Consider the following 19,382-nt stretch of genomic DNA (forward strand, 5'->3'; position numbering starts at 1 on the left):
AGCCAATGTAACACTGTTGTTGTCCGGGTTCTTCCCGGGGTGCGTTGGCGGTGGCCCATACTGTGGCATCCGCGTCCCGTCGTGTCAATTGCCGCCGGGAAGCAGCATGCCGGCCGCGACCAGCCCTCTGACCTGCGCGATGAGCTGGTCCTCCAGCGCCGCCTCGTCGACGCCGAGGAGCTGGGCGAGCGCCGCGGCGGTCTGGCGCAGAGTGAGACTGCCATCGGCGACGGAGAGGAACCCGGCAAGGGCCGTGTCGACGTCGATGACGCGTCCGAAGCCGATGCCCTGTTCGACGGTGATCGACGTCGGGTCCGTCTCCCCTGGCACGAAGTGCCGATGCTCGACGAGGTCGGGTGAGCGGGTGAATGCGGTGGCCGCGATCTCCTCGTCGCCGGCGGACTCCGCCCAGGCCCCGAGTTCGTGGATCGTCTGGACGAAGGCGCCGATTCCGTGGGGGTTCGTCGCCGGCGCCGAGGTGATGCGCACCCGAGCCCGGAACGCAGGCTCAGCCCCCGCCTCGGCGAGGCCGGTCCGACCCTGGTCGGCACCGATGGCCTGCGGGGAAAGTGATGAGGAATCGTTATCTGCCCGGTGCATGAGGACGTAGCCGAAGACGATCTCCGTGACCTCCCGGGAGGCGAAGTCGTCCAACCACGCCGAGGTGGCTGCGTTCCACGCGGCACTCGCGCGGGGGATGCCGCCGTCGCGGATCCAGGTCTCGGCGTAGGTGACAGGGTCGAGGATCTCGCGTTCGACGACGAACACGGAGGTCTCCGCAGCGGCGGAGGTGTCGTGGGAGGCGGTGGCCGCAGTGGCAGTGTCGTGGGAGGCGGCGGGCTCGGTGGCGGTGTCGTGGGAGGCGGCGGGCTCGCGAATCCCGTCGGCAGCACTGCTGACCCAGGTCTCCGGGCCGCCCGTCGAATCCGGCGTGACCTCCCAGTTGCCCAGGCACACGGCCCGGCCGCCGGGGGCGAGGACCGAGGGGATCTGGGCGAAGAGCTCCCGGACGAGCCGGTCGGCGCGCATCCCGCCGTCCCGGTAGTCGAAGGCGGGCAGCGCCGCATCGGCCTCCTGACCGCGCGGGGTGATGACGAACGGCGGATTCGACACGAGGAGGTCGACGGTGCCGTCGATGGGGTCGAGGAGCGAGCCCTGACGCAGGTCGAGGCCGGTGACCCCGTTGAGCGCGGCGCCGAGTGCGGTCAGGTGCAGGGCGCGGGCGGAGATGTCGGTGGCGATGACGCGGTCGGCATGCCGGGCGAGGAGGAGTGCCTGGATGCCGCAGCCGGTGCCGATGTCCGCGGCGAGCGCGACGGGATCGCGCGGGGTGAGGGAGACGAGCGTTCGTCCCGCGCCCCCGACGCCGAGGACGAAGTCACCGTCGAGGACGTCCGGGCTCGTCAGCGTCCCGTGGTCGCTGACGAGGTAGAGGTTCTCATCACCCGGTCGCAGGCCGCGCGGGACGCCGACGGGAAGATCGAACGGGGCGACGGCGAACGGTGCGGTGACGAACGAGGCGGAGCCGTCCGGTGCGGGGACGTCCCGGTCTCGGTCACCGCGGGTGCCCGGATCCGTGGCGTCTGCGAGGAGGCCGAGGTCGAATGCCGCCGCGCAGTCGGCTGCGCCGAGCGCCGCCTCGAGAAGGGCGGTCGGCAGAGTGTCGTGGAGGAGGAAGGTGAGCGCGAGCGCGGCGAGTCGTTCGTCGAACGAGAGGTCCGCCGACGGCGCCGCAGGGCTCGGAGTCACAATGCTGTCCGCGGTCGTCTGCGCCCCGGAAATCGCGCCTGTGCCGGGAGCCTCACCCGCGCCGCTCGGCGAGTCCGCGCCGTTCCCCGAATCTGTGCCGACATCGGGCCCTGTCTCTGCATGCCGCGCACCGAGCACCTGACGGCAATGGCGGAGGGCGGGGGCCGCATTGTTGCGGGCGAGCGCGTCGGAGACGGGTCCTCCCCAGAACTGCCGCAGCCGAGGTTCGGTGTACCCCGCCGCATAGAGCGCAGCACCGAGCCGTTCCGCGCCGGCTCGCTGCTCGTCGCTCAGGGCCGGAGTCCCGCTCCCGTCGCCGCGGCTGTCCGGGGTATCGCGAACGTCAGGGGCGCGGCTCACATCTGCTGTCTCTTCGGTCACAGGTGAATCCTAGTCACAGGCGACTGCGCCATACTGGTTTCATGGCCGATTCCCCCCTCCACGACATCGTCTCCGGGTTCGGTGTCAGGGACGATCGGATCGTCCACACCCGCGAGATTCCACAGCGGTTCGAACACGAGTCGGACTGGCCGGAGTGGGTCGACGAGGAGCTGCGGCACGCGACCCACGCGATCGGCGTCGACCGCCCATGGCGGCATCAGGTCGAGGCGGCGCAGGCCGCCCGTGACGGCGAGGACGTCGTCATCGCCACTCCCACCGCCTCAGGCAAGTCGCTCGGATTCTGGCTGCCGGTGCTCGAGTCGATCCAGACGACGCGGGAGAGCCTGCGGACCTCCTCGGCGATCTACATCGCCCCGACGAAGGCACTCGCCGCCGATCAGCTGACGAAGCTCGAACAGCTCATCATCCGCGGTGTCCGACCGGCGGCGTATGACGGTGACACGTCGCAGGCAGCCAAGGACTGGGCGCGTCGGCACGCGAACATCATCTTCACCAACCCGGACATGCTCCATCGCGGGATCCTCCCCCAGCACGAGCGCTTCGCCCGGCTCTTCAAGTCCCTGCGCTTCATCATCGTCGACGAGGCCCATCGGTATCGCGGCGTGTTCGGATCCCACGTCGCGCTCATCCTCAGACGGCTTCTGCGCATCGCCGCTCACTACGGCGCGCATCCGGTCGTCATCGGCGCTTCGGCGACGATGGCCCAGCCGGATGCGGCGTTCGCGCGGCTGACCGGGCGGCCGGCGCACCCGGTGACCGAGGACGCCTCCCCGCGTGCCGCAGGCAGCTTCGCGCTGTGGGAGCCGCCGGTGTCGCCCGACGGTGACCGTCGCAGCGGTCTCGCCGAGGCGGCCGACGTCCTCACCGACGCGATGTGCGCAGGCTTCCGCTCGATCGCGTTCATCGCCTCACGCCGCGGCTCGGAGGCATTGGCCTCGACGGTCCGCGAGCAGGTGGGAGCCGTCGACGACTCCCTGACCGGCAAGGTCGCCGCCTACCGCGGCGGATACCTCGCCGAGGAGCGCCGCACCCTGGAGGCCGCACTGCGGTCGGGGCGTCTGCTCGCGGTGGCGTCGACGAACGCCCTCGAACTCGGCATCGACATCTCCGGGCTCGACCTCGTCATCATCTCCGGCTGGCCGGGAACTCTCGCCTCACTGTGGCAGCAGGCCGGCCGTGCGGGCCGGGCCGGGCAGAAGTGGATGGCCGTCTTCATCGCTCGGGACGACCCGCTCGACACGTACGTCGTCCACCACCCGGAGGTCATCTTCGACGCGCCCGTCGATGCCGGGGTCATCAATCCCGGCAACCCGTACGTCCTCAGCGAGCACCTGTGCGCGGCCGCCGCCGAGGTGCCGCTGACACCGGCCGACCTCACCCATTTCCCCGACAACGCCGCCGAGGTCGTCGACGACCTCGTCGAGCAGAAGATGCTGCGGGCCCGGCCGGCCGGGTGGTTCTGGGCCAAGGAAATGCCCGCCACCGACCTCGCCGACATCCGCGGCACCGGCGGCGGTCAGTTCCGCCTAGTCGAGGCGAGCACGGGAACGCTGCTCGGCACCGTCGACGAGGCAGGCGCGCACACCGGCGCCCACCCGGGGGCCGTCTACACGCATCAGGGCACGGACTTCTTCGTCGCCGACCTCGATCTCGACGAAAGGGTCGCGTTCATCGAGCGCGCCGACGTCGACTACACGACGCAGCCGCGGTCGACGACGGAGATCTCCATCGTCGACACCGCCTCCCAGCGCACCCTGCCGTCGGGAGTGACCGTGGCCAGCGGCACCGTCGACGTCACCGATCAGGTCATCGCCTACCGGATGCGAGCGAAGCGCGGTGGCGCGATCATCGCCGAACACGACCTCGACCTGCCCGAGCGCACCCTGCGGACCTCGGCGGTGTGGTGGACGATCCCCCAGGCACTGATCGAGGAGACCGAGGTCCTCAAGGCGGATCTGCCCGGAGCCGTCCATGCCGCCGAGCACGCCTCGATCGGCCTGCTGCCTCTCTTCGCCGGGTGCGACCGCTGGGACATCGGCGGGGTCTCGACATCGCTGCACGCCGACACCGGCATGGCCACGGTCTTCGTCTACGACGGACTGGCCGGCGGGGCCGGATTCTCCGAGCGCGGCAGCGAGGTCATCGAGGAGTGGCTCGGCGCCACCCGGGATGCGATCGCGGCCTGCGAGTGCGTCGACGGCTGCCCGTCGTGTGTGCAGTCACCGAAGTGCGGCAACGGCAACGAACCGCTCGACAAGGCTGCCGCTCTGCGCCTGCTGCGCGGCGTCCTCGACTGAGGCCACCGGCGTCTCATCCTGACGCCGCTGCCTCGCATCCCTACTTTCCCGCCACGGCCGCCTCCCGCACCGCCGGCAGAGGTCCGGGAATGTCGACGTCGACTTCGACGAACGCACTCTGCTGCGCGCTCGAGGCCCGACAGTCCCGCAGCGTCGCACCGTTGCGCTCAGCCACCTCCTTCGCCGTCTCACAGGGGTCGCCGGTGGCCAGTCCCCGCGCGGCGTCCGCGGCGGCGAGCGCTGCGAGATCGGCGGCCGCCTGTGCGGTGCTGTGGGCGACGAACGCCTGACTGAGGGCCCCGATCGCCGTGACGAAGGCGAGGATCATCCCGCACAGTCCGATGACGATGTTCGTCATGACCCGTCTCCCCGTCCGCCCTCGGAACGCGCCGTCGCCTCGGCGCTGACCTCGTCGAGGAAGAAGATCGCGTCGGGCAGGGCGATCGTCACGGTCACCGTCGCATACCCGCCGTCGGTGCCGACGGCGATTCTCGAGGACGCGCCCGCATGCTTCTTCGCCTCGTCGACGACGGCGGCCTGCGGTTCGCCGCGCGCGATCTCACGTGCCGCCGACCGCGCGGCGTCGAAGGCTCTCAACTGGGAGAATCCCACGGCGGCGGCTCCCGCGAGCACGACGACGAGCAGCACGAGGGCAGGGAGGACGACGGCGAACTCCGCGGTCGCCGTGCCGGCATCGTCGTGACCGCGGGACCCGGGCGCGCGCATGTCAGGCGCCGAGGCCGAGAGCTGCCTGGATGACGCCGGTGACGAGTTCCTTGATCGGCTCCGATTTGAGGATGACGACGAGGAGCGCGGCGAAGCCGCAGGCCGCGAGCGTGGTGATCGCGTACTCCGCCGTCGTCGCCCCGGTGTCGGCACCCCACCCCGCGTCTGCCCGCACTATTCCAGTGGGGTGGTCACCCGCTCCGGAGGGGTCGGCCGGGAGCAGATCGGTGCCCGGTGTCGATTCGAGCGACGACGCGGTGTCGGCGCTCGTCCCGGAGCCGACTGAATCGTCGCCCCCGGTCGGTGCGGGTCCACTCCCCCACGCGGGGCCGGCCGGCATGGCGTCAGTGCTCATAGTGCCAGTGCTCATAGTGCCAGTGCTCATCGTGTCTGTGCTCATGGTCTCCTCCTCGGGGACAGGCCCGCACACCCTGCGCGGACCGACCTCCAGACTGGTCAGCGATCACCACGGACGTCGAGACCCGAGAACACCCCTGTGGACACTGCCCGGGCGTCCACAGGCCCAGCGCACACGAGTCGGCGACTCATGCACAGGCGATCGCACACAAGTCACTCGGAGAGCCACTCCCAGGTCGGGCTCTGCTCGATGAAGTAGTCGACGATGCTGCTCACCCGCCGCGGCACCGGATGCCCGGTCTCGTAGACGGCGACGATCGAGTTCGGTGCCTGCGGGTCATCGATGGGGATGTAGGCGATGCCGTCGTCGGAGTCCCGGCCCTCGGCCTCCGAGCCGATGTTGCCCACGGAATAGCCCAGCCCCCGGCGAACGAGTCCGCGCACCGTCTCCGGACTCGCACTCTCCCAGCGGACATCGGGCTCGACTCCGGCCCCGCGGATCATCGCCTCGACCCTGTCGCGCGACGGCGGCTGGTTGAAGAGGATGACCGGCATCTCGGCAACGTCGCGGAAGGCGATCTCCTTGCGGCCGGCCAGCGGATGGTCGGCCGCAAGGAGGATCATCTGACGGAAGCTCGCGATCTCCTGCGCCGGCACCGTCGGCGGAAGCTGACCGCCGAAGGTGAGGACGAGATCGAGACGACCGACGTCGAGCTCTCGCCGCAGATCCCCGGTCGCCCCTTCTACGAAAGAGATGTCCAACTCGGGGTGCGCCTCGGCGAAATCACTGATCAGCTGCGGCAGCAGATACGGTCCGAGCGGAAAGATGCACCCGACCCGGACCAAACCGACGATCGTCGACTGGTCCCCCATCGCGACATCGGGGATCTCGCGGGCCAGATCGAGCATCGCTCTGGCCCGTGACACCAGGGCCGTCCCCGCGCTCGTCGGCCGGACTCCCGCTGTGCGACTGCGCACGAGCAGACGGGTGCCCACCGCGCGCTCGAGTTCGTTGAGCGCCGTCGACACCGTCGCCTGCGTGACGCTGCACGTGCGCGCTGCCGCTGTGATCGACCCGTCGTCGAGGGCGGCGAGGAAGTATTCGAGCTGCCGCAGTGTGATGTCGCTCATTGAAGTTCCCTATGTGCGTTCGACATTTAATTAATTGGATCAATTTTATGACCTCGGCCACACTGGATGAAACCCCGACACCGACGAGAGGTCACCGCTATGCCATCCACCAGCTCCACTGCCACCCGCGTCATCACCCTGGGCGTGGCAGGCGGACCCCGCTGGTGGCCGGCCACCGCCTCCGAAGAGCCCTCGGGCATCGCGACCGCCGTCGTCGTCGGCGACGCCTTCTACCTCATCGACGCCGGCTCGGGCACCGGACGCAACCTCGTCCGTGCGGGCCTGCCGATGGACCGGATGCGAGCGATGTTCCTCACCCACCTCCACTCAGACCACGTCGCTGCCCTCCCGAGCCTCCTGCTCTTCAGCAGCTACGACCGCAAGCGCGAAGACAGCGACCCCGTGCAGATCCTCGGCCCCGGTGACCGCGGCACGCCCCCACCGCTGTCGGAGCACGCCGCAGCCTCCGACGGCACGGCAGCCCGCACCCCGCTCTACCCGGAGAAGCCGACGCCGGGCACCGCCGACATGGTCGACCTGCTCTTCCGCGCTTTCGCCACCGACCTCAACGACCGCTACCTCGACGGGCTCAAACCCACCGCGAAGCAGCTCTTCACCGCCTCCGACATCGCCGTGCCCACGTCCATCGGCTACCACACCGACGACAATCCGGCCCCGGAGATCGCGCCGTTCACGGTCTACGAGGACGATCGCGTCCGAGTGCTCGCCACCCTGGCACTCCATCCGCCCGTGGCACCGGCCTTCGGTTTCCGCATCGAAACCGACGACGGCGTCGTCGCGATCTCCGGGGACACGACGTTCACCCCGAATATGATCGCGCTGGCCGACAATGCCGACATCCTCCTCCACGAGGCGATCGACGAAGAGTGGATCAACGCCGTCCACGGCTCGCCGACCGACCCCGTCGCCCGCGCCTCACGGGCCCACCACCTGAGGTCCCACACGACTGTCGCCGATGCACTGAGGGTGGCTGACTCCGCTTCAGCCCAGCAGCTCCTCCTCCATCACATCGTTCCCGGTAACAACCGGTCGAGCATCCAGGCGCAGCTGTCCGCGGTACGGAACTCGCGGGCATCCATCCCCCACGACCGAGACGAGTTCATCCTGCGCTGACACACATCCGGAGCCGCCACCTCGGCGAGCGACTCCGGATCACCACCACCACGACGATGACGACCCACCGCGCCCCACCACCGGGCCGCCGCATCCGCACCGTCGCCACACTCCGCGCTGACGCTCCACCCTGCGCCGATGCCTGCCTGCACGTACGACGATCTGCACTCCTGGCAGAGAATTCCGCACGATCCGAGGAGAATCCCGTGACCCAGCCCTCTGCACCCCTGCCCGAAAATCCGCCCACCCGCGCTCCCGACCCGAAGGAAGTGCGCACCGTGCTCGCCTCCGGTTTCATGGGCACGCTGCTCGAGTACTACGACTTCATGCTCTACGCGACGGCGGCCAGCCTCGTGTTCGGGCCGCTCTTCTTCTCCGGCCTCGGACCCCAGGGAGCGCTGCTCGCGTCGTTCTCCACGCTGGCCGTCGGCTACCTCATCCGACCGCTCGGCGGAATCATCCTCGGTCACTTCGGCGACAAGATCGGACGCAAGCCGATCCTCGTCTTCACCCTTGCCCTCATCGGCGTCGCCTCGGTGGGCATCGGTCTGCTGCCGACGACCCAGGACGGCAACTACTTCGGTGTCTTCGCTCTCGTCTTCCTCCGCGTCCTCCAGGGCATCGCCGTCGGCGGTGAGATGACCGGAGCCGCCCTCATGGCCGTCGAGCACGCCCCGGAGAAGAGTCGTGCCTTCGCCGGTGCGATCGCCGTCTCCGGCGGTCCCGCGGGCACCGTGCTCGCCGCCCTCGTCGTCGCGACGACCGCGGTGCTCTCCGGCGACGACTTCCTCGTCTGGGGATGGCGCGTGCCGTTCCTCCTCAGCGCGATCCTCGTCGTCGCCGCGTTCATCATCCGCCTCAAAGTCACCGAATCGCCGCTGTTCGAGCAGCTCGAGGAGGAGAAGAAGGAGAAGCGCCTGCCGATCCTCGACGTCTTCAGCAAGCACATGAAGACGATCCTCATCGGTGTCGGCGTCTACACCTCGATGGTCTTCACCCAGCAGATCGTCACCGTCTACGGCCTGGCCCTGGCCACCCAGAACGGCGTCGAGGTCTCCGAATCGCTCTACCTCAAGGCCGGCGGTGCTCTCGGGCTGATGATCACCACGGTCCTCTTCGCCCGCCTCAGCGACCGCATCGGCACGACGAAGGTGCTGATGATGGGCGCCGTGGCCGGCGGTGTCCTCGCGATCCCCATCCTCCTCATGCTCAGCAACGGCACGGTGTGGGGCTTCGTCCTCGCGATCCTCCTCGGCAACGTCATCATCCAGGGTGCCCTCTACGGCCCGTTCGCCGCATTCATCGCCCGGCGCCTGCCGACGGCGGTGCGCTTCACGGGCACCGCGCTGGTCTACAACATCGCCTCGACCCTCGGCGGGCTCGCTCCGACCGTCGCCGCGGCCCTGGCCGTCGCCTTCGCCGGCAGCGTCCTGCCGCTGGGCTTCCTGTGGATCGTCGTCGCGCTCATCACGATCCTCTCGCTCATCGTCGCGCCGAAGTCGGGACCGACGCTCACGCAGGTCTCCCGACCGGTGACGATGGACCGCCACGGCATCAAGCGCTGAGGTCGGCACCATGTGACGAGCCCTCGCGTGCGGCGTCCCGGCATCGGGGCGCCGCACTCGGGTGTCTCGCACCGGAACGAGCGGTGCCCCCACCCAAGGCAGCCGTGCCTCCCACCCAAGGCAGCGGATCTGCCGCGCGCCTCGCCGCGGTGCCGGGCCACGGCATCAGAAGAACACCGAGGTGAGATCCGTGAGCAGGGAGATGACGACGGGCACGACGGAGAGGAGCAGGAACGCCGGCAGGATGCACACCCCGAGCGGCACGACGAGGCGCACCCCGAGTGCGGCGGCCGCTTCCTGCCGCCTGCGCCGAGAGGAGTCCCGCAGCTCCCCGGCGACGGCTTCGATGAGCGGGGCCGGTCCGACCCCGGTGCGCTCGGAGAAGACGAAGACGTCGAGGACCGGTCGCAGCCGGTCGTCCTCGGACAGATCGTCACCGCCGATCGTCTTCGCCCGCGCGATCCGCAGCAGCCCCGACCGATCGCCTGTCGCCTCGGCGGTGAGGGTGAGCGCCACGGGGATCGGCAGTCCGGCGGTGAGGCAGATCGCGACGAGGTCGAGGTCGAATGCGAGCTGTTCGTCGGCGACCGCGGTCCCCTCCCGCGCCGAGGCGGTGGCCGCGTCCCTGTCCCTCGCCGAGGCGGCCCCACCACCCGTCGGACCGGTCGCCCCAGGTCCGGAGCCGGACCCGTGCCCAGCCCGGACACCGCCGCTGAGCAGCATCTCGAGCCGTCCCGCGGGGCGGGCGGTCCACAGCAGCACGGCCGCGGCGACGAGGAGGCCGATGAGGATCGCAGCCATCGTCCCTCAGCGCTCCGCCCGCGTCATCATCCGCATCATCCACCACCGGCCCAGCGCGTAGAGGACGATGCCGCCGCCGATGCTCAGCTGCCCCGGCAGACCGGTGAGGAGAGTGAGCGGGCGGACGCCGATGAGCAGTCCGAGACCCATGCCGATGAGGGGAAGCCAGCTGAGGACTCGCACGGTGGCACGGGGTCCGGCCATCGCGATCCGCCGCTCCCGGCTCGCATCGAGAGCATCACGCTGAGCCGCGGCGTAGCGAAGGATCATGTCGGCCGCGGGTGCCCCCGACCGCTCCGAGACCGTCCACACCGCAGCCATCCCGGTGAGCACCTCGGCGGCCGCGGCCGGCAGGCTATGACCGCGGGCGGCGATCGCCCGCCCGGGATCCTCACCGAGCGCGATCGCCCGGGAGATCGGACGGAGGCGATCGTCCTGCCCGGCCAGCGTCGCCATCACCGCCTGCGGGGTCATCCCCACCTTGAGCAGATGCGCGCAGTTCTCCACCGCCCCGATCGCCCAGAGCTGGTCGGCCTCGGCCTCCTCCCGCCCGCGCCGCGCCCGTGATCGCGGACCCGGCCGGCCGCCTCGGCGCGAGTCCGACGCGAGGAGCTGGGCCAAGCGCGCCCGCGGATCGGGTGGGGCCGCGAGCACGATCCCGGCGGCTATGAGCACGGCGACGGTGAGGACGATCATGCCGACCGCGTCTCGAGGACGGCTTCGAAGCGGGCGAGCGCGCGCCGGTTGAACTCCCCGTCCGACCGCGGGGAGGGCCGGCCCCACACCGGTTCCATCGACATCGTCTCCCCCTCCGGCCCGGCCGGGATCGCCAGCTCGGTGAGCCCGCGGTCGGAGCCGACCCGGCGGAGGTGGACGACGAGGTCGATCGCGGTCGCGAACTGCGCATGGACGGCCTGCGGACTCATCCCCGCGAGCGCCCCGAGCGCGGCCAAGCGACTGGGGACCGCCTCGGCGGTGTTCGCATGGATCGTCGCGCACCCGCCTTCGTGCCCGGTGTTGAGCGCGGTGAGCATGTCCCTGACCTCCGGGCCGCGGCACTCCCCGACGACGAGGCGGTCCGGGCGCATCCGCAGGGCGTTGCGGACGAGATCGGTGAGCGTGACCTCGCCCCCGCCCTCGACGTTGGCCTGCCGCGCTGAGAGCTGGACGACATGACCGTGGCCGATGATGAGCTCGCGGGAGTCCTCGACGACGACGATCCGGTGGGCGGGGTCGACGAGTCCGAGGAGCGCGCCGAGGAGGACGGTCTTGCCGGTGCCCGTGCCCCCGGAGATGAGGATGTTCGCCCGCGAGCGCACCGCCTCGGCGAGGAGGTCGTGCACGGCGGCCGGGATGAAGCCGTCGCCGAGGAGGTCAGCGACGGTGAACCCGTCCCGCCGAGGCACCCGGAAGGAGATCGTCGTGTGGTCCCCGGAGATCGGAGGGACGATCGCGTTCATCCGCACCCCGTCGGGCAGGCGGACATCGACGAACGGACTCGAATCGTCGAGGCGACGCCCGCCGAGCGCGGCCAGGCGCACCGCGAGCGAACGCACGTCGTCCTCGGAGCCGAGGGAGAGGTCGAGGCTGGTCGGCCCGGATCCGGTGTCGGCGAAGATCTCACGCGGCCCGTTGACGAAGACGTCGGTGGTGCCGGGCACCTCGAGCACGGCCTGGAGCGGGCCGGCACCGGACAGCTGCGCGGAGAGGCGGGTGACGAGATCGAGGAGGGCCGCCGAACCGAGCACCCGGCCGGTGCGCTGGACCGCCTCGGCGACGGCGGCGGTCGTCACCGGTCCGGGATTGTCAAGCAGGGTCTTGCGGACCTCGGCGACGAGGGTGGCGTCGAGCCATTCGCTCATCCGACCCACTCCCCGAGGAGCCGATCGACGAGGCGGCCCAGGCGCGCCCCGCCGGGGATGCCCTCACCGCGGTCGACGGCGGCCGAGAGTCCGCGATCGTCGCGGATGCTGCCGGCCAGGCCGAGTCCGATCGAGTCGGCGAGGAGGTCGGAGTCGAGGCCGCCGGCTCCGGTCTCCCGGACGACTAAGCGCACATCCGGGTGGGAGTGGGAGAGCCGTTTGGCCACCTGTGAGGCGGCGACGGCGGAGCGGACCCGGGCAGGGGCGACGAGGAGGACGTGGTGGCAGCGCCGCGTCCACTGCGGCGGTGCGTGGCGGGGCAGGTCGACGATGACGAGGTCGAAGGCCTGACCGGCGGCGGCGAGGACGTCGTCGAACACCTCCGGGGCGAGATCGAGGGTGTCATCGCGTCCCCAGGAGAGGATCGCGAGTCCGTCGTGGACGGGCAGGGCGTGGCGCAGCGCCGAGGGACGCAGCTGGCCGCGGGAGGCGCTGAGGTCCGCCCAGCGAGGGCCGGGCACCTGTTCGGCGCCGAGGACGAGGTCGAGTCCGCCGCCGAGCGGGTCGGCGTCGACGAGGACCGTCGAGACCTCCTTCGCAGCGCGTCTGGCCAGGGCGCTGGCGAGCACCGAGGCGCCCGCTCCCCCGCAGCCGGCGACGATGCCGACGGTCACACCGGGAGTGACCGGGGGTTCGACGGCGGCGATGATCCGCTGGCTCAGCCATTCCGCGGCCGAGGGCAGCATCGCGAGCTGTTCGACACCGAGGGTCGCGGCCCGCCGCCAGGCCGATGCGGGTTCGTCTCCGTCGAGGACGACGAGGATGCGGTCGGCGCGGTCGGTCATGGGGACCTCGCGGACGTCCTCGCCGAGGAGGATGAGCGCCGCGCCCTGCCAGCCGCCGGAGTCCGGTGGGAGCACCGTGAGCTCGATGCCGATGCTCTCGGCAACGCGGGCGCACTCCTCGGTGATGGCGCCGAGGTCGGTGATGAGGGCGATCTGCATGCGCACAGCCTGACCCCGGCGGCCCCCTCCCCGCCAGGGTCGGGCGCGGGCCTGTGGACAGAGCGGAGAAGGGGCGGCTCCTGTGCATCTGAGTCACAGGAGCCGCCCCTTCGGCGACGATGTGCGCATCACCGCTGGTGACGGCGCTGAGCGTGGGCAGCCCGGGCGGGATCGACCCGCGCTGAGTGCCCGGCCCGTCCACAGGCCCAGCACACGAGTCAGCCGCGCTGGATGCCCTCGATGTTGCGCAGCAGGCCTTCCTTGCCGTCGGAATCGCGGACGGTGAACGTCGTTCCGCGGTCCTCGAGCGCGAGGAACCATTCGCCGGGGTAGATCGTGAACACCGGCAGGCCGGTCTTCTCGTCGACGGCCTCCCGCGGCTCGGGCACGGCGAACCAGAAGGCCTGGATGACCCCCCGCTCACCCTCGTCCGCACCGCTGCGGTCGCCCGAGGCAGCCGCATCGGTCGACGCCGAGTCGTCGGACGAGGCACCCGTGCCGGCCGCAGGCGCACCGGTGCGGGTGTCCCTGTCGGAGTCCTCCCGGTAGTTCGCCATCGGCACGTACTGCGTCGGCTCGTCCGAGTCGGGCGGAGTCGTCCGCTCGCTGGTTCCGCTGCCAGCAGCACCGTCGCGGTCGCCCGGGGCGGCGGAGCGGGTGGTGTCCGCCCCGGCTTCCGTGCGGGAAGGGTCGGTGCTCGCGGTTTCCGTGCGATCAGCGTCCGTGCCCGTGGTTGCTGTGCGGTCGCCACCGGATGCGGCGCCGTCCCGGACCGCGGCCGCGTCGAATCGCGCAGTCGCGTCGTCATCCCGGGTGACATCGGCGTCCGTGCCGGCCGACGGGCCAGCTGTCGCCGAGTTTCCACCTGCGGAGCCGCCCGCGGCGGCGGTCGTCGCGCCGGCAGCTCCCGTCGCGGACCTCGAGGAGTCCGGCGACCGGCGGTCGTCGGCGACATCGGTGCCGGTCGGGTCGGCTCCGGGCGCCTCATCAATGTGTCCGTCAGCGGTGACGACGGTCGCCTCCGTCGTGCGGATGTTCGTCTCATCACCGTCCGGGGTCGCCGTCTCGTCGACGACGGTCGTCTCGGTGCTCTCCTCGGTCACACCGCCGGGGCCGCCGACGAAGATCCCCATCGGACCGGGACCCGGCTCGTCCTCGCCGGTCGCTGTCGAGGAGGCCACGGTGTTGCCGTCGGCGAACCGAGCCGCTGCGGTGGTCTCGGAATCAGCGGGCGTCCGGTTCCCTGCGGATTCGTAGCTCGTGGCCGTCGCCGACCTCTCCGCATCAGTCTGCCCGGTACCGCGTGCCGCCTCGGTGGCGGTCGAGGCCGACCCTGACGTGGTCGACTCTCCTGTCGCCGAGGTGGTCGTGGCCGAGTCCGCGTCAGGTGCGGCGTGGCGTCCGCGGCGACGTTCGGACACCGAGGTGATCCGCTCCGAGCCGGCGTCCGCCGAATCGTCGTTCCTCACGGCCTTGCTGATCGCGACGGTGTCATCGGGTCCGCGCTCGGTGGACCGATCCGAGGCGTCGCCGTCGGGGGCAGCACCGTCAGAGCCAGCACGGTCGGCACCACGACGGTCGGCGGTGCCGGCTTCCGAGGCAGCCCGGTCGGCAGGCACACCGTCTGCGCCGGCGCTGTCTCTCGTCGAGGCGTCGCCGGATCGCGTCGAGGCGGCCCCGACGGCCGCACCAGCAGCCCCGGCTGCCACTGCCGCACCCGTGGCGGCACCGGCATTGTCAGAGCCACGGTGGTCATCCTGGCCGGAATCACGGCGGTCACCCTGGCCGGCGTCGGTTGCGCGACCGTCGGTTCCGGCGGCCCCGGCACCAGTCGGATCATCGCCGACGAGCGGTTCGTCCGAGATCACGGTCTCCGATTCCCACGACTCCTCCTCGCGCTGCGCACCGAACCCGAAGGTCTGGGTCGGCTCGCTCTGCGAATGCTGAGGGTCACGCGGATGCTGAGCGCCGAGGTAGGTCTGTCCCGACCCGGTGCTCTGCACCGACTGCTCCTCGGATCCGGCCGTCGGCGGGGCGAAGGACGAATCCGACCGCCCCGCGGAACCGCTGTAGTCCGACGACGGGTAGGAGTGACGACCCGCGTGCCCCTGTTCGCCGCCGGTGGGCTGGCCGGAATACCCCGGCTGGTCGGAGGCGCCGGTGGCACCGTATCCCTGACCCTGTGCCGTGGGATCCGCGGCGAACTGCTGCTGGCCCTGGGGGTCGAATGAGCCCGATCCGGACTGGCTGTCGAACTGACCCGACTGGCCACCAACCTGATCCTGGCCCTGTCCACCGAACTGGCCCTGCGCACCGAACTGGCCCTGCGGTCCCGGCTGACCCTGTGCGCCCCAGCCGTCCTGGCCGGGTGCGCTGCCGAACGCGGCAGCCTGAGCGCCGGGCACATTGGCCTGGGGAGCCGGGTGCTGTGCCCGCTTGCTCACCGGTCGCGCCTTGGGGTGCGCCCGGACGCTCTCGCGGGCGTCGAATTCCTTGCCGAAGAACGGCAGCATCGTGAAGACCCCGGCGAAGAACGCTACGAGAGCGGCGAAGAACGCGAGGTAGGCACCGACATGCCAGTACGGCACCGAGGTGACGAGATCGACGAACGCGTACGTGAACGCGACGGCGGCGAGCACGGAGATGAATTGGTCGATACCGAGCGATCCGACCCGCAGGCCGCCGTTGCCGAGCTTGTTGACGAGCACCGCCGCGACGATGAGGAGGATCGCGAGCACATTGAAGACGAGAGTGCCCATCGCATCGATGTTCCACGACCACAGCGGCAGCGGGATGAACTCGAACCTCTTGAACGGGACGAAGAGAACGATGAGAGCGAGCAGTCCCGCGAAGAGCAGGAGGAGATCGCGCAGCGTCAGCGGGCCGATGAGACCGGGACCCGAACGCCGTGGTCGCTGCTGCCCGGGCGCTCCCGGCCCGAACTGGGCGGGAGCCGACCCGTACTGCGACGGTCCGGAGCCGTACTGTCCCGGACCCGCACCGTACTGCGATGGTCCTGAACCGTACTGAGCCGGACCTGACCCGTACTGCGAAGGCCCCGATCCGTACTGGGAGGGACCCGAACCATAGGGCCCCGGCTGAGCACCGGGCTGGCCGCCGGCAGGCGGCCCGTACGCTGACGGACCGGAACCGTACTGGGCAGATCCGTACTGACCCGATCCGGGCTGGGCAGCTCCGGGCTGTGCGGAACCGTACTGGCCCGGCTGACCGCCCTGCTGGCCTGCACCATACTGCTCAGATCCGCCCTGCCCGGGACTGTACTGCCCCTGGCTCGAGTCGTACTGTCCCGGCTGACCCGGCTGACCGCCCTGCCCGGGACCGTACTGTCCGGGGCCGGAACCGTACTGTCCGGCGCCGGCGGACTGACCGCCGAACTGCTGACCGCCGTAGGCTCCCGCCTGTCCCGCAGGCGGCTGATTGTTCGGCCCTGCATTCGGCGCGTTCTGGTCATGCCACGGCGGCACTCCCTGGCCGTTGGGGTATTGCGGCGAACTCATCGCGGGCTCCAGTCGATCGGGGAACAAGGTCATGTCTGCAGCGTCCATCACCGCAGGCCTAGGGCCATCCTTGCAGACCTCGGCCCTCATGTGCAGTCATTCGACACCGACAGTCCCCTTGTCCGACCGTCGGCGACCGTGCGAACCCGGCAAGTCTTAGCACAGCAGGGTGCCGATGACTACCCCCGACTGACGCTGTTCAGCGCCTGAACGGCGGTGACCGCACCGCCTGGCCCGGGTATACAGTGCAGAGAGAATCTTCGTTCCATCAAAGAAGCCGGAGGGAATCATGACCGACAGCACCGAGGCGACCGAAACCTTCGCCCCGCCCGAGGAGTTCGCGGCCGCAGCCAACGTCAAGGCAGACGCCTATGAGCGCGGTTCCGACGACTTCGAAGCGTTCTGGGCGGAGCAGTCGCGTGACCTCGTCGATTGGCAGCAGGACTTCACCGAGGTGCTCGACTGGTCGAATCCGCCCTTCGCGAAGTGGTTCGCCGACGGCAAGCTCAACGTCGCCTACAACGCGCTCGACCGCCATGTGCTCGCCGGCAACGGTGACCGGGTCGCCATCAAGTTCGAAGGCGAACCCGGCGATTCCCGTGAATACACCTATGCCGAGCTCCTCGCCGAGGTGTCGAAGGCCGCGAACACGCTCACCGAGCTCGGCGTCAAAGCCGGCGACCGCGTGGCGATCTACCTGCCGATGATTCCCGAAGCGGTCATCGCGATGCTCGCGTCGGCCCGCCTCGGCGCTGCTCATTCCGTCGTCTTCGGCGGGTTCTCCGCCGATGCGCTGCGCTCACGGATCATCGACGCCGAGGCACGGGTCGTCATCACCGCCGACGGCAGCTACCGTCGCGGGAAGGAGACGAGCCTCAAACCCGCCGTCGACGAGGCCCTCTCGACGGGAGACACCCCGGTCGAATCCGTGCTCGTCGTCCGCCGCACCGGCCAGGACGTCGACTTCACCGAGGGCCGCGACATGTGGTGGCACGACACCGTGGAGAAGGCGAGCCCCGAGCACGAGGCGGAGTTCTTCGACGCGGAGAACCCTCTGTTCATCCTCTACACCTCCGGCACGACGGGCAAGCCCAAGGGCATCCTCCACACCTCGGGCGGATACCTCACGCAGGTCCTCTACACGATGAAGGCCGTCTTCGATGCGAAGCCGGAGACCGATGTCTTCTGGTGCACCGCCGATGTCGGATGGATCACCGGACACTCCTACGTCGCGTACGGCCCGCTGGCCATGGGCATGACCCAGGTGATCTACGAAGGCACCCCCGACACCCCTGATCAGGGTCGCTGGTGGGAGATCGTCGAGAAGAACAAGGTGACGACACTCTACGCGGCACCGACGGCGATCCGCACGTTCATGAAGTGGGGCGAGGACATCCCCGCGAAGTACGACCTGTCCAGCCTGCGCCTGCTCGGCAGCGTCGGCGAACCGATCAACCCCGAGGCCTGGCGCTGGTACAACCGGGTCATCGGCGGCGGTCGCTGCCCGATCGTCGACACGTGGTGGCAGACGGAGACCGGCGCCCACATGATCGCCCCCCTGCCGGGCGTGCTCGCAACGAAACCGGGGTCGGCTCAGCGTCCGATCCCCGGCATCGCCGTCGACGTCGTCGACGACACCGGCGAGAACCCGGCCGGGCCCGAGGGTGGTCTCCTCGTCATCCGCCAGCCGTGGCCGTCGATGCTGCGCGGGATCTGGAAGGATCCAGAGCGCTTCAAGGAGACCTACTGGTCGCGGTTCCCCGACACGTACTTCGCCGGTGACGGGGCGCGCCGCGACGAAGACGGGGACATCTGGTTCCTCGGCCGCGTCGATGACGTCATGAACGTCTCCGGCCATCGGCTCTCGACCGCTGAGATCGAGTCCGCGCTCGTCGCCCATCCCTCCGTCGCCGAGGCGGCGGTCGTCGGTGCGGCCGACGACACGACCGGGCAGGCCGTCATCGCGTTCGTCATCACCGTCGGCGGAGTCGAGGACAGCCCGGAGACCGCCGAGGAGCTGCGTCAATTCGTCGGGAAGGAGATCGGTCCGATCGCCAAGCCCAAGCAGGTGCACATCGTCTCCGAGCTGCCGAAGACCCGGTCGGGCAAGATCATGCGGCGCCTGCTCAAGGATGTCGCCGAGAACCGCGAGGTCGGGGACGCCACGACCCTCGCCGATTCCTCGGTGATGAAGCTCATCGAGGAAACGGTAGGGAAGTCCTGACCCGACGGCGTGCTCGGCGCGGGCCGAATTCAGTCCGCAACGTCTTTGGCGAGCACGAACGTTGAGACTACTCTTAAGGAAGATTGTCACACCGTTCACGTCGTTAGGAGCACTCATGGCCGAGAGGTCGATCAGCGAACTGATCAAGGACATCGGCGACGATTCCAAGGCGATCGCCGAGGAGGAGCTCGCCCTGGCGAAGGCCGAGGCCACCGCCGGTGCGAAGAATCTGGGCATCGGTTCGGCGCTCGCGCTCGTCGCCCTGTTCTTCCTGTTCCTGTCATCGTTCATGGTGATCTTCGCCGGTGCCTCGGCGTTCCGTGAGGGACTCGGATGGCCGTGGTGGGGAAGCTTCCTCATGATCTTCGGCATCCTCGCGGTGCTCGCAATCATCCTTGTGCTCATCGCGGTGCCGATCCTCAAGAAGGGCAACCCGGTGCCCGGCGGGGCGATCGCCTCGGCACAGGCACTCGTCGCCGCCGTCAAGCGGGCCCTGAAGAACCCCTCCGGCCCCCGCTACTGAGCCGGCGCCCCGCGACCGGGGCGACAACACCGCACAGACGCGAATGGCGCCGAGACTCCCCTGGGAGCTCGGCGCCATTCGCGTCCCCG

15 protein-coding genes are annotated in these 19,382 nt (G+C 70.1%); 5 read left to right on the top strand and 10 right to left on the bottom strand.

What is annotated here, in order from left to right:
• Positions 1-84: 84 nt before the first annotated feature.
• On the bottom strand, positions 85-2,130 hold the full coding sequence (locus tag FJ887_RS14010; protein WP_249356677.1) for a methyltransferase: 2,046 nt from the start codon (positions 2,128-2,130) through the stop codon (positions 85-87).
• A 41-nt stretch (positions 2,131-2,171) separates the two neighbouring features.
• Here FJ887_RS14010 and FJ887_RS14015 point away from each other — a divergent pair, with 41 nt between their 5' ends.
• A complete protein-coding gene (locus FJ887_RS14015) occupies positions 2,172-4,448 on the top strand; it encodes a DEAD/DEAH box helicase (RefSeq protein WP_137824842.1) in 2,277 nt (758 codons plus the stop codon).
• Positions 4,449-4,488: 40 nt separating this feature from the next.
• Here the strand turns inward: FJ887_RS14015 and FJ887_RS14020 are convergent, their stop codons facing one another.
• The 4 genes from FJ887_RS14020 to FJ887_RS14035 form a co-directional block, all read right to left on the bottom strand.
• Positions 4,489-4,806 (bottom strand): Rv3654c family TadE-like protein, encoded by a 318-nt coding sequence (locus FJ887_RS14020; RefSeq protein ID WP_137824841.1) that lies wholly within the window; start codon positions 4,804-4,806, stop codon positions 4,489-4,491.
• Entirely contained in the window at positions 4,803-5,174 is a 372-nt protein-coding gene (locus FJ887_RS14025; RefSeq protein WP_137824840.1) for a TadE family type IV pilus minor pilin, read from the bottom strand. Before FJ887_RS14025 ends, FJ887_RS14020 begins: the two co-directional genes overlap by 4 nt.
• Before the next feature lies 1 nt (position 5,175).
• Entirely contained in the window at positions 5,176-5,574 is a 399-nt protein-coding gene (locus tag FJ887_RS14030; RefSeq protein WP_250786251.1) for a DUF4244 domain-containing protein, read from the bottom strand.
• A 170-nt stretch (positions 5,575-5,744) separates the two neighbouring features.
• Positions 5,745-6,662, bottom strand: a complete 918-nt coding sequence (locus FJ887_RS14035) for a LysR family transcriptional regulator (protein WP_137824839.1) — start codon at positions 6,660-6,662, stop codon at positions 5,745-5,747.
• Between the two features lie 99 nt (positions 6,663-6,761).
• On the opposite strand from FJ887_RS14035, the gene FJ887_RS14040 reads away from it, so the two are divergent.
• Positions 6,762-7,796, top strand: a complete 1,035-nt coding sequence (locus tag FJ887_RS14040; RefSeq protein ID WP_137824838.1) for an MBL fold metallo-hydrolase — start codon at positions 6,762-6,764, stop codon at positions 7,794-7,796.
• Between the two features lie 206 nt (positions 7,797-8,002).
• Complete coding sequence (locus FJ887_RS14045; RefSeq protein ID WP_250786252.1) at positions 8,003-9,361, top strand: MFS transporter; 1,359 nt, start codon at positions 8,003-8,005, stop codon at positions 9,359-9,361.
• A gap of 165 nt (positions 9,362-9,526) precedes the next feature.
• On the opposite strand, the gene FJ887_RS14050 is transcribed toward FJ887_RS14045, so the two are convergent.
• The 5 genes from FJ887_RS14050 to FJ887_RS14070 all read right to left on the bottom strand — a co-directional run bounded on the left by FJ887_RS14050 (position 9,527) and on the right by FJ887_RS14070 (position 16,546).
• The gene (locus FJ887_RS14050; RefSeq protein ID WP_137826962.1) at positions 9,527-10,162 is read right to left on the bottom strand and encodes a type II secretion system F family protein; all 636 of its coding nucleotides are present in this window, start codon (positions 10,160-10,162) and stop codon (positions 9,527-9,529) included.
• Positions 10,163-10,168: 6 nt separating this feature from the next.
• Complete coding sequence (locus tag FJ887_RS14055; RefSeq protein ID WP_140955497.1) at positions 10,169-10,858, bottom strand: type II secretion system F family protein; 690 nt, start codon at positions 10,856-10,858, stop codon at positions 10,169-10,171.
• A complete protein-coding gene (locus FJ887_RS14060; protein ID WP_140955496.1) occupies positions 10,855-12,024 on the bottom strand; it encodes a TadA family conjugal transfer-associated ATPase in 1,170 nt (389 codons plus the stop codon). Before FJ887_RS14060 ends, FJ887_RS14055 begins: the two co-directional genes overlap by 4 nt.
• Entirely contained in the window at positions 12,021-13,028 is a 1,008-nt protein-coding gene (ssd, locus tag FJ887_RS14065) for a septum site-determining protein Ssd (protein WP_137826959.1), read from the bottom strand. Before ssd ends, FJ887_RS14060 begins: the two co-directional genes overlap by 4 nt.
• Before the next feature lie 218 nt (positions 13,029-13,246).
• Positions 13,247-16,546 (bottom strand): hypothetical protein, encoded by a 3,300-nt coding sequence (locus FJ887_RS14070; RefSeq protein ID WP_140955495.1) that lies wholly within the window; start codon positions 16,544-16,546, stop codon positions 13,247-13,249.
• A 289-nt stretch (positions 16,547-16,835) separates the two neighbouring features.
• On the opposite strand from FJ887_RS14070, the gene acs reads away from it, so the two are divergent.
• Positions 16,836-18,770, top strand: coding sequence for an acetate--CoA ligase (gene acs / locus FJ887_RS14075; protein ID WP_140955494.1), 1,935 nt, complete (start codon positions 16,836-16,838; stop codon positions 18,768-18,770).
• A gap of 115 nt (positions 18,771-18,885) precedes the next feature.
• Positions 18,886-19,293, top strand: a complete 408-nt coding sequence (locus FJ887_RS14080) for a phage holin family protein (RefSeq protein WP_140955493.1) — start codon at positions 18,886-18,888, stop codon at positions 19,291-19,293.
• Positions 19,294-19,382: the final 89 nt, after the last annotated feature.

Origin of the sequence: Brevibacterium sp. XM4083 (assembly GCF_006489205.2) — a bacterium.
GTDB lineage: Bacteria > Actinomycetota > Actinomycetes > Actinomycetales > Brevibacteriaceae > Brevibacterium.

What these genes read in the sequence shown, in the direction of transcription:
- FJ887_RS14015 (WP_137824842.1), top strand. Translation starts at nt 2,172, where the DNA reads ATGGCCGATTCCCCCCTCCACGACATCGTCTCCGGGTTCGGTGTCAGG.
- FJ887_RS14020 (WP_137824841.1), bottom strand. Translation starts at nt 4,806, where the DNA reads ATGACGAACATCGTCATCGGACTGTGCGGGATGATCCTCGCCTTCGTC.
- FJ887_RS14025 (WP_137824840.1), bottom strand. Translation starts at nt 5,174, where the DNA reads ATGCGCGCGCCCGGGTCCCGCGGTCACGACGATGCCGGCACGGCGACC.
- FJ887_RS14030 (WP_250786251.1), bottom strand. Translation starts at nt 5,574, where the DNA reads ATGAGCACAGACACGATGAGCACTGGCACTATGAGCACTGGCACTATG.
- FJ887_RS14035 (WP_137824839.1), bottom strand. Translation starts at nt 6,662, where the DNA reads ATGAGCGACATCACACTGCGGCAGCTCGAATACTTCCTCGCCGCCCTC.
- FJ887_RS14040 (WP_137824838.1), top strand. Translation starts at nt 6,762, where the DNA reads ATGCCATCCACCAGCTCCACTGCCACCCGCGTCATCACCCTGGGCGTG.
- FJ887_RS14050 (WP_137826962.1), bottom strand. Translation starts at nt 10,162, where the DNA reads ATGGCTGCGATCCTCATCGGCCTCCTCGTCGCCGCGGCCGTGCTGCTG.
- FJ887_RS14055 (WP_140955497.1), bottom strand. Translation starts at nt 10,858, where the DNA reads ATGATCGTCCTCACCGTCGCCGTGCTCATAGCCGCCGGGATCGTGCTC.
- FJ887_RS14060 (WP_140955496.1), bottom strand. Translation starts at nt 12,024, where the DNA reads ATGAGCGAATGGCTCGACGCCACCCTCGTCGCCGAGGTCCGCAAGACC.
- ssd (WP_137826959.1), bottom strand. Translation starts at nt 13,028, where the DNA reads ATGCAGATCGCCCTCATCACCGACCTCGGCGCCATCACCGAGGAGTGC.
- FJ887_RS14070 (WP_140955495.1), bottom strand. Translation starts at nt 16,546, where the DNA reads ATGAGTTCGCCGCAATACCCCAACGGCCAGGGAGTGCCGCCGTGGCAT.
- acs (WP_140955494.1), top strand. Translation starts at nt 16,836, where the DNA reads ATGACCGACAGCACCGAGGCGACCGAAACCTTCGCCCCGCCCGAGGAG.
- FJ887_RS14080 (WP_140955493.1), top strand. Translation starts at nt 18,886, where the DNA reads ATGGCCGAGAGGTCGATCAGCGAACTGATCAAGGACATCGGCGACGAT.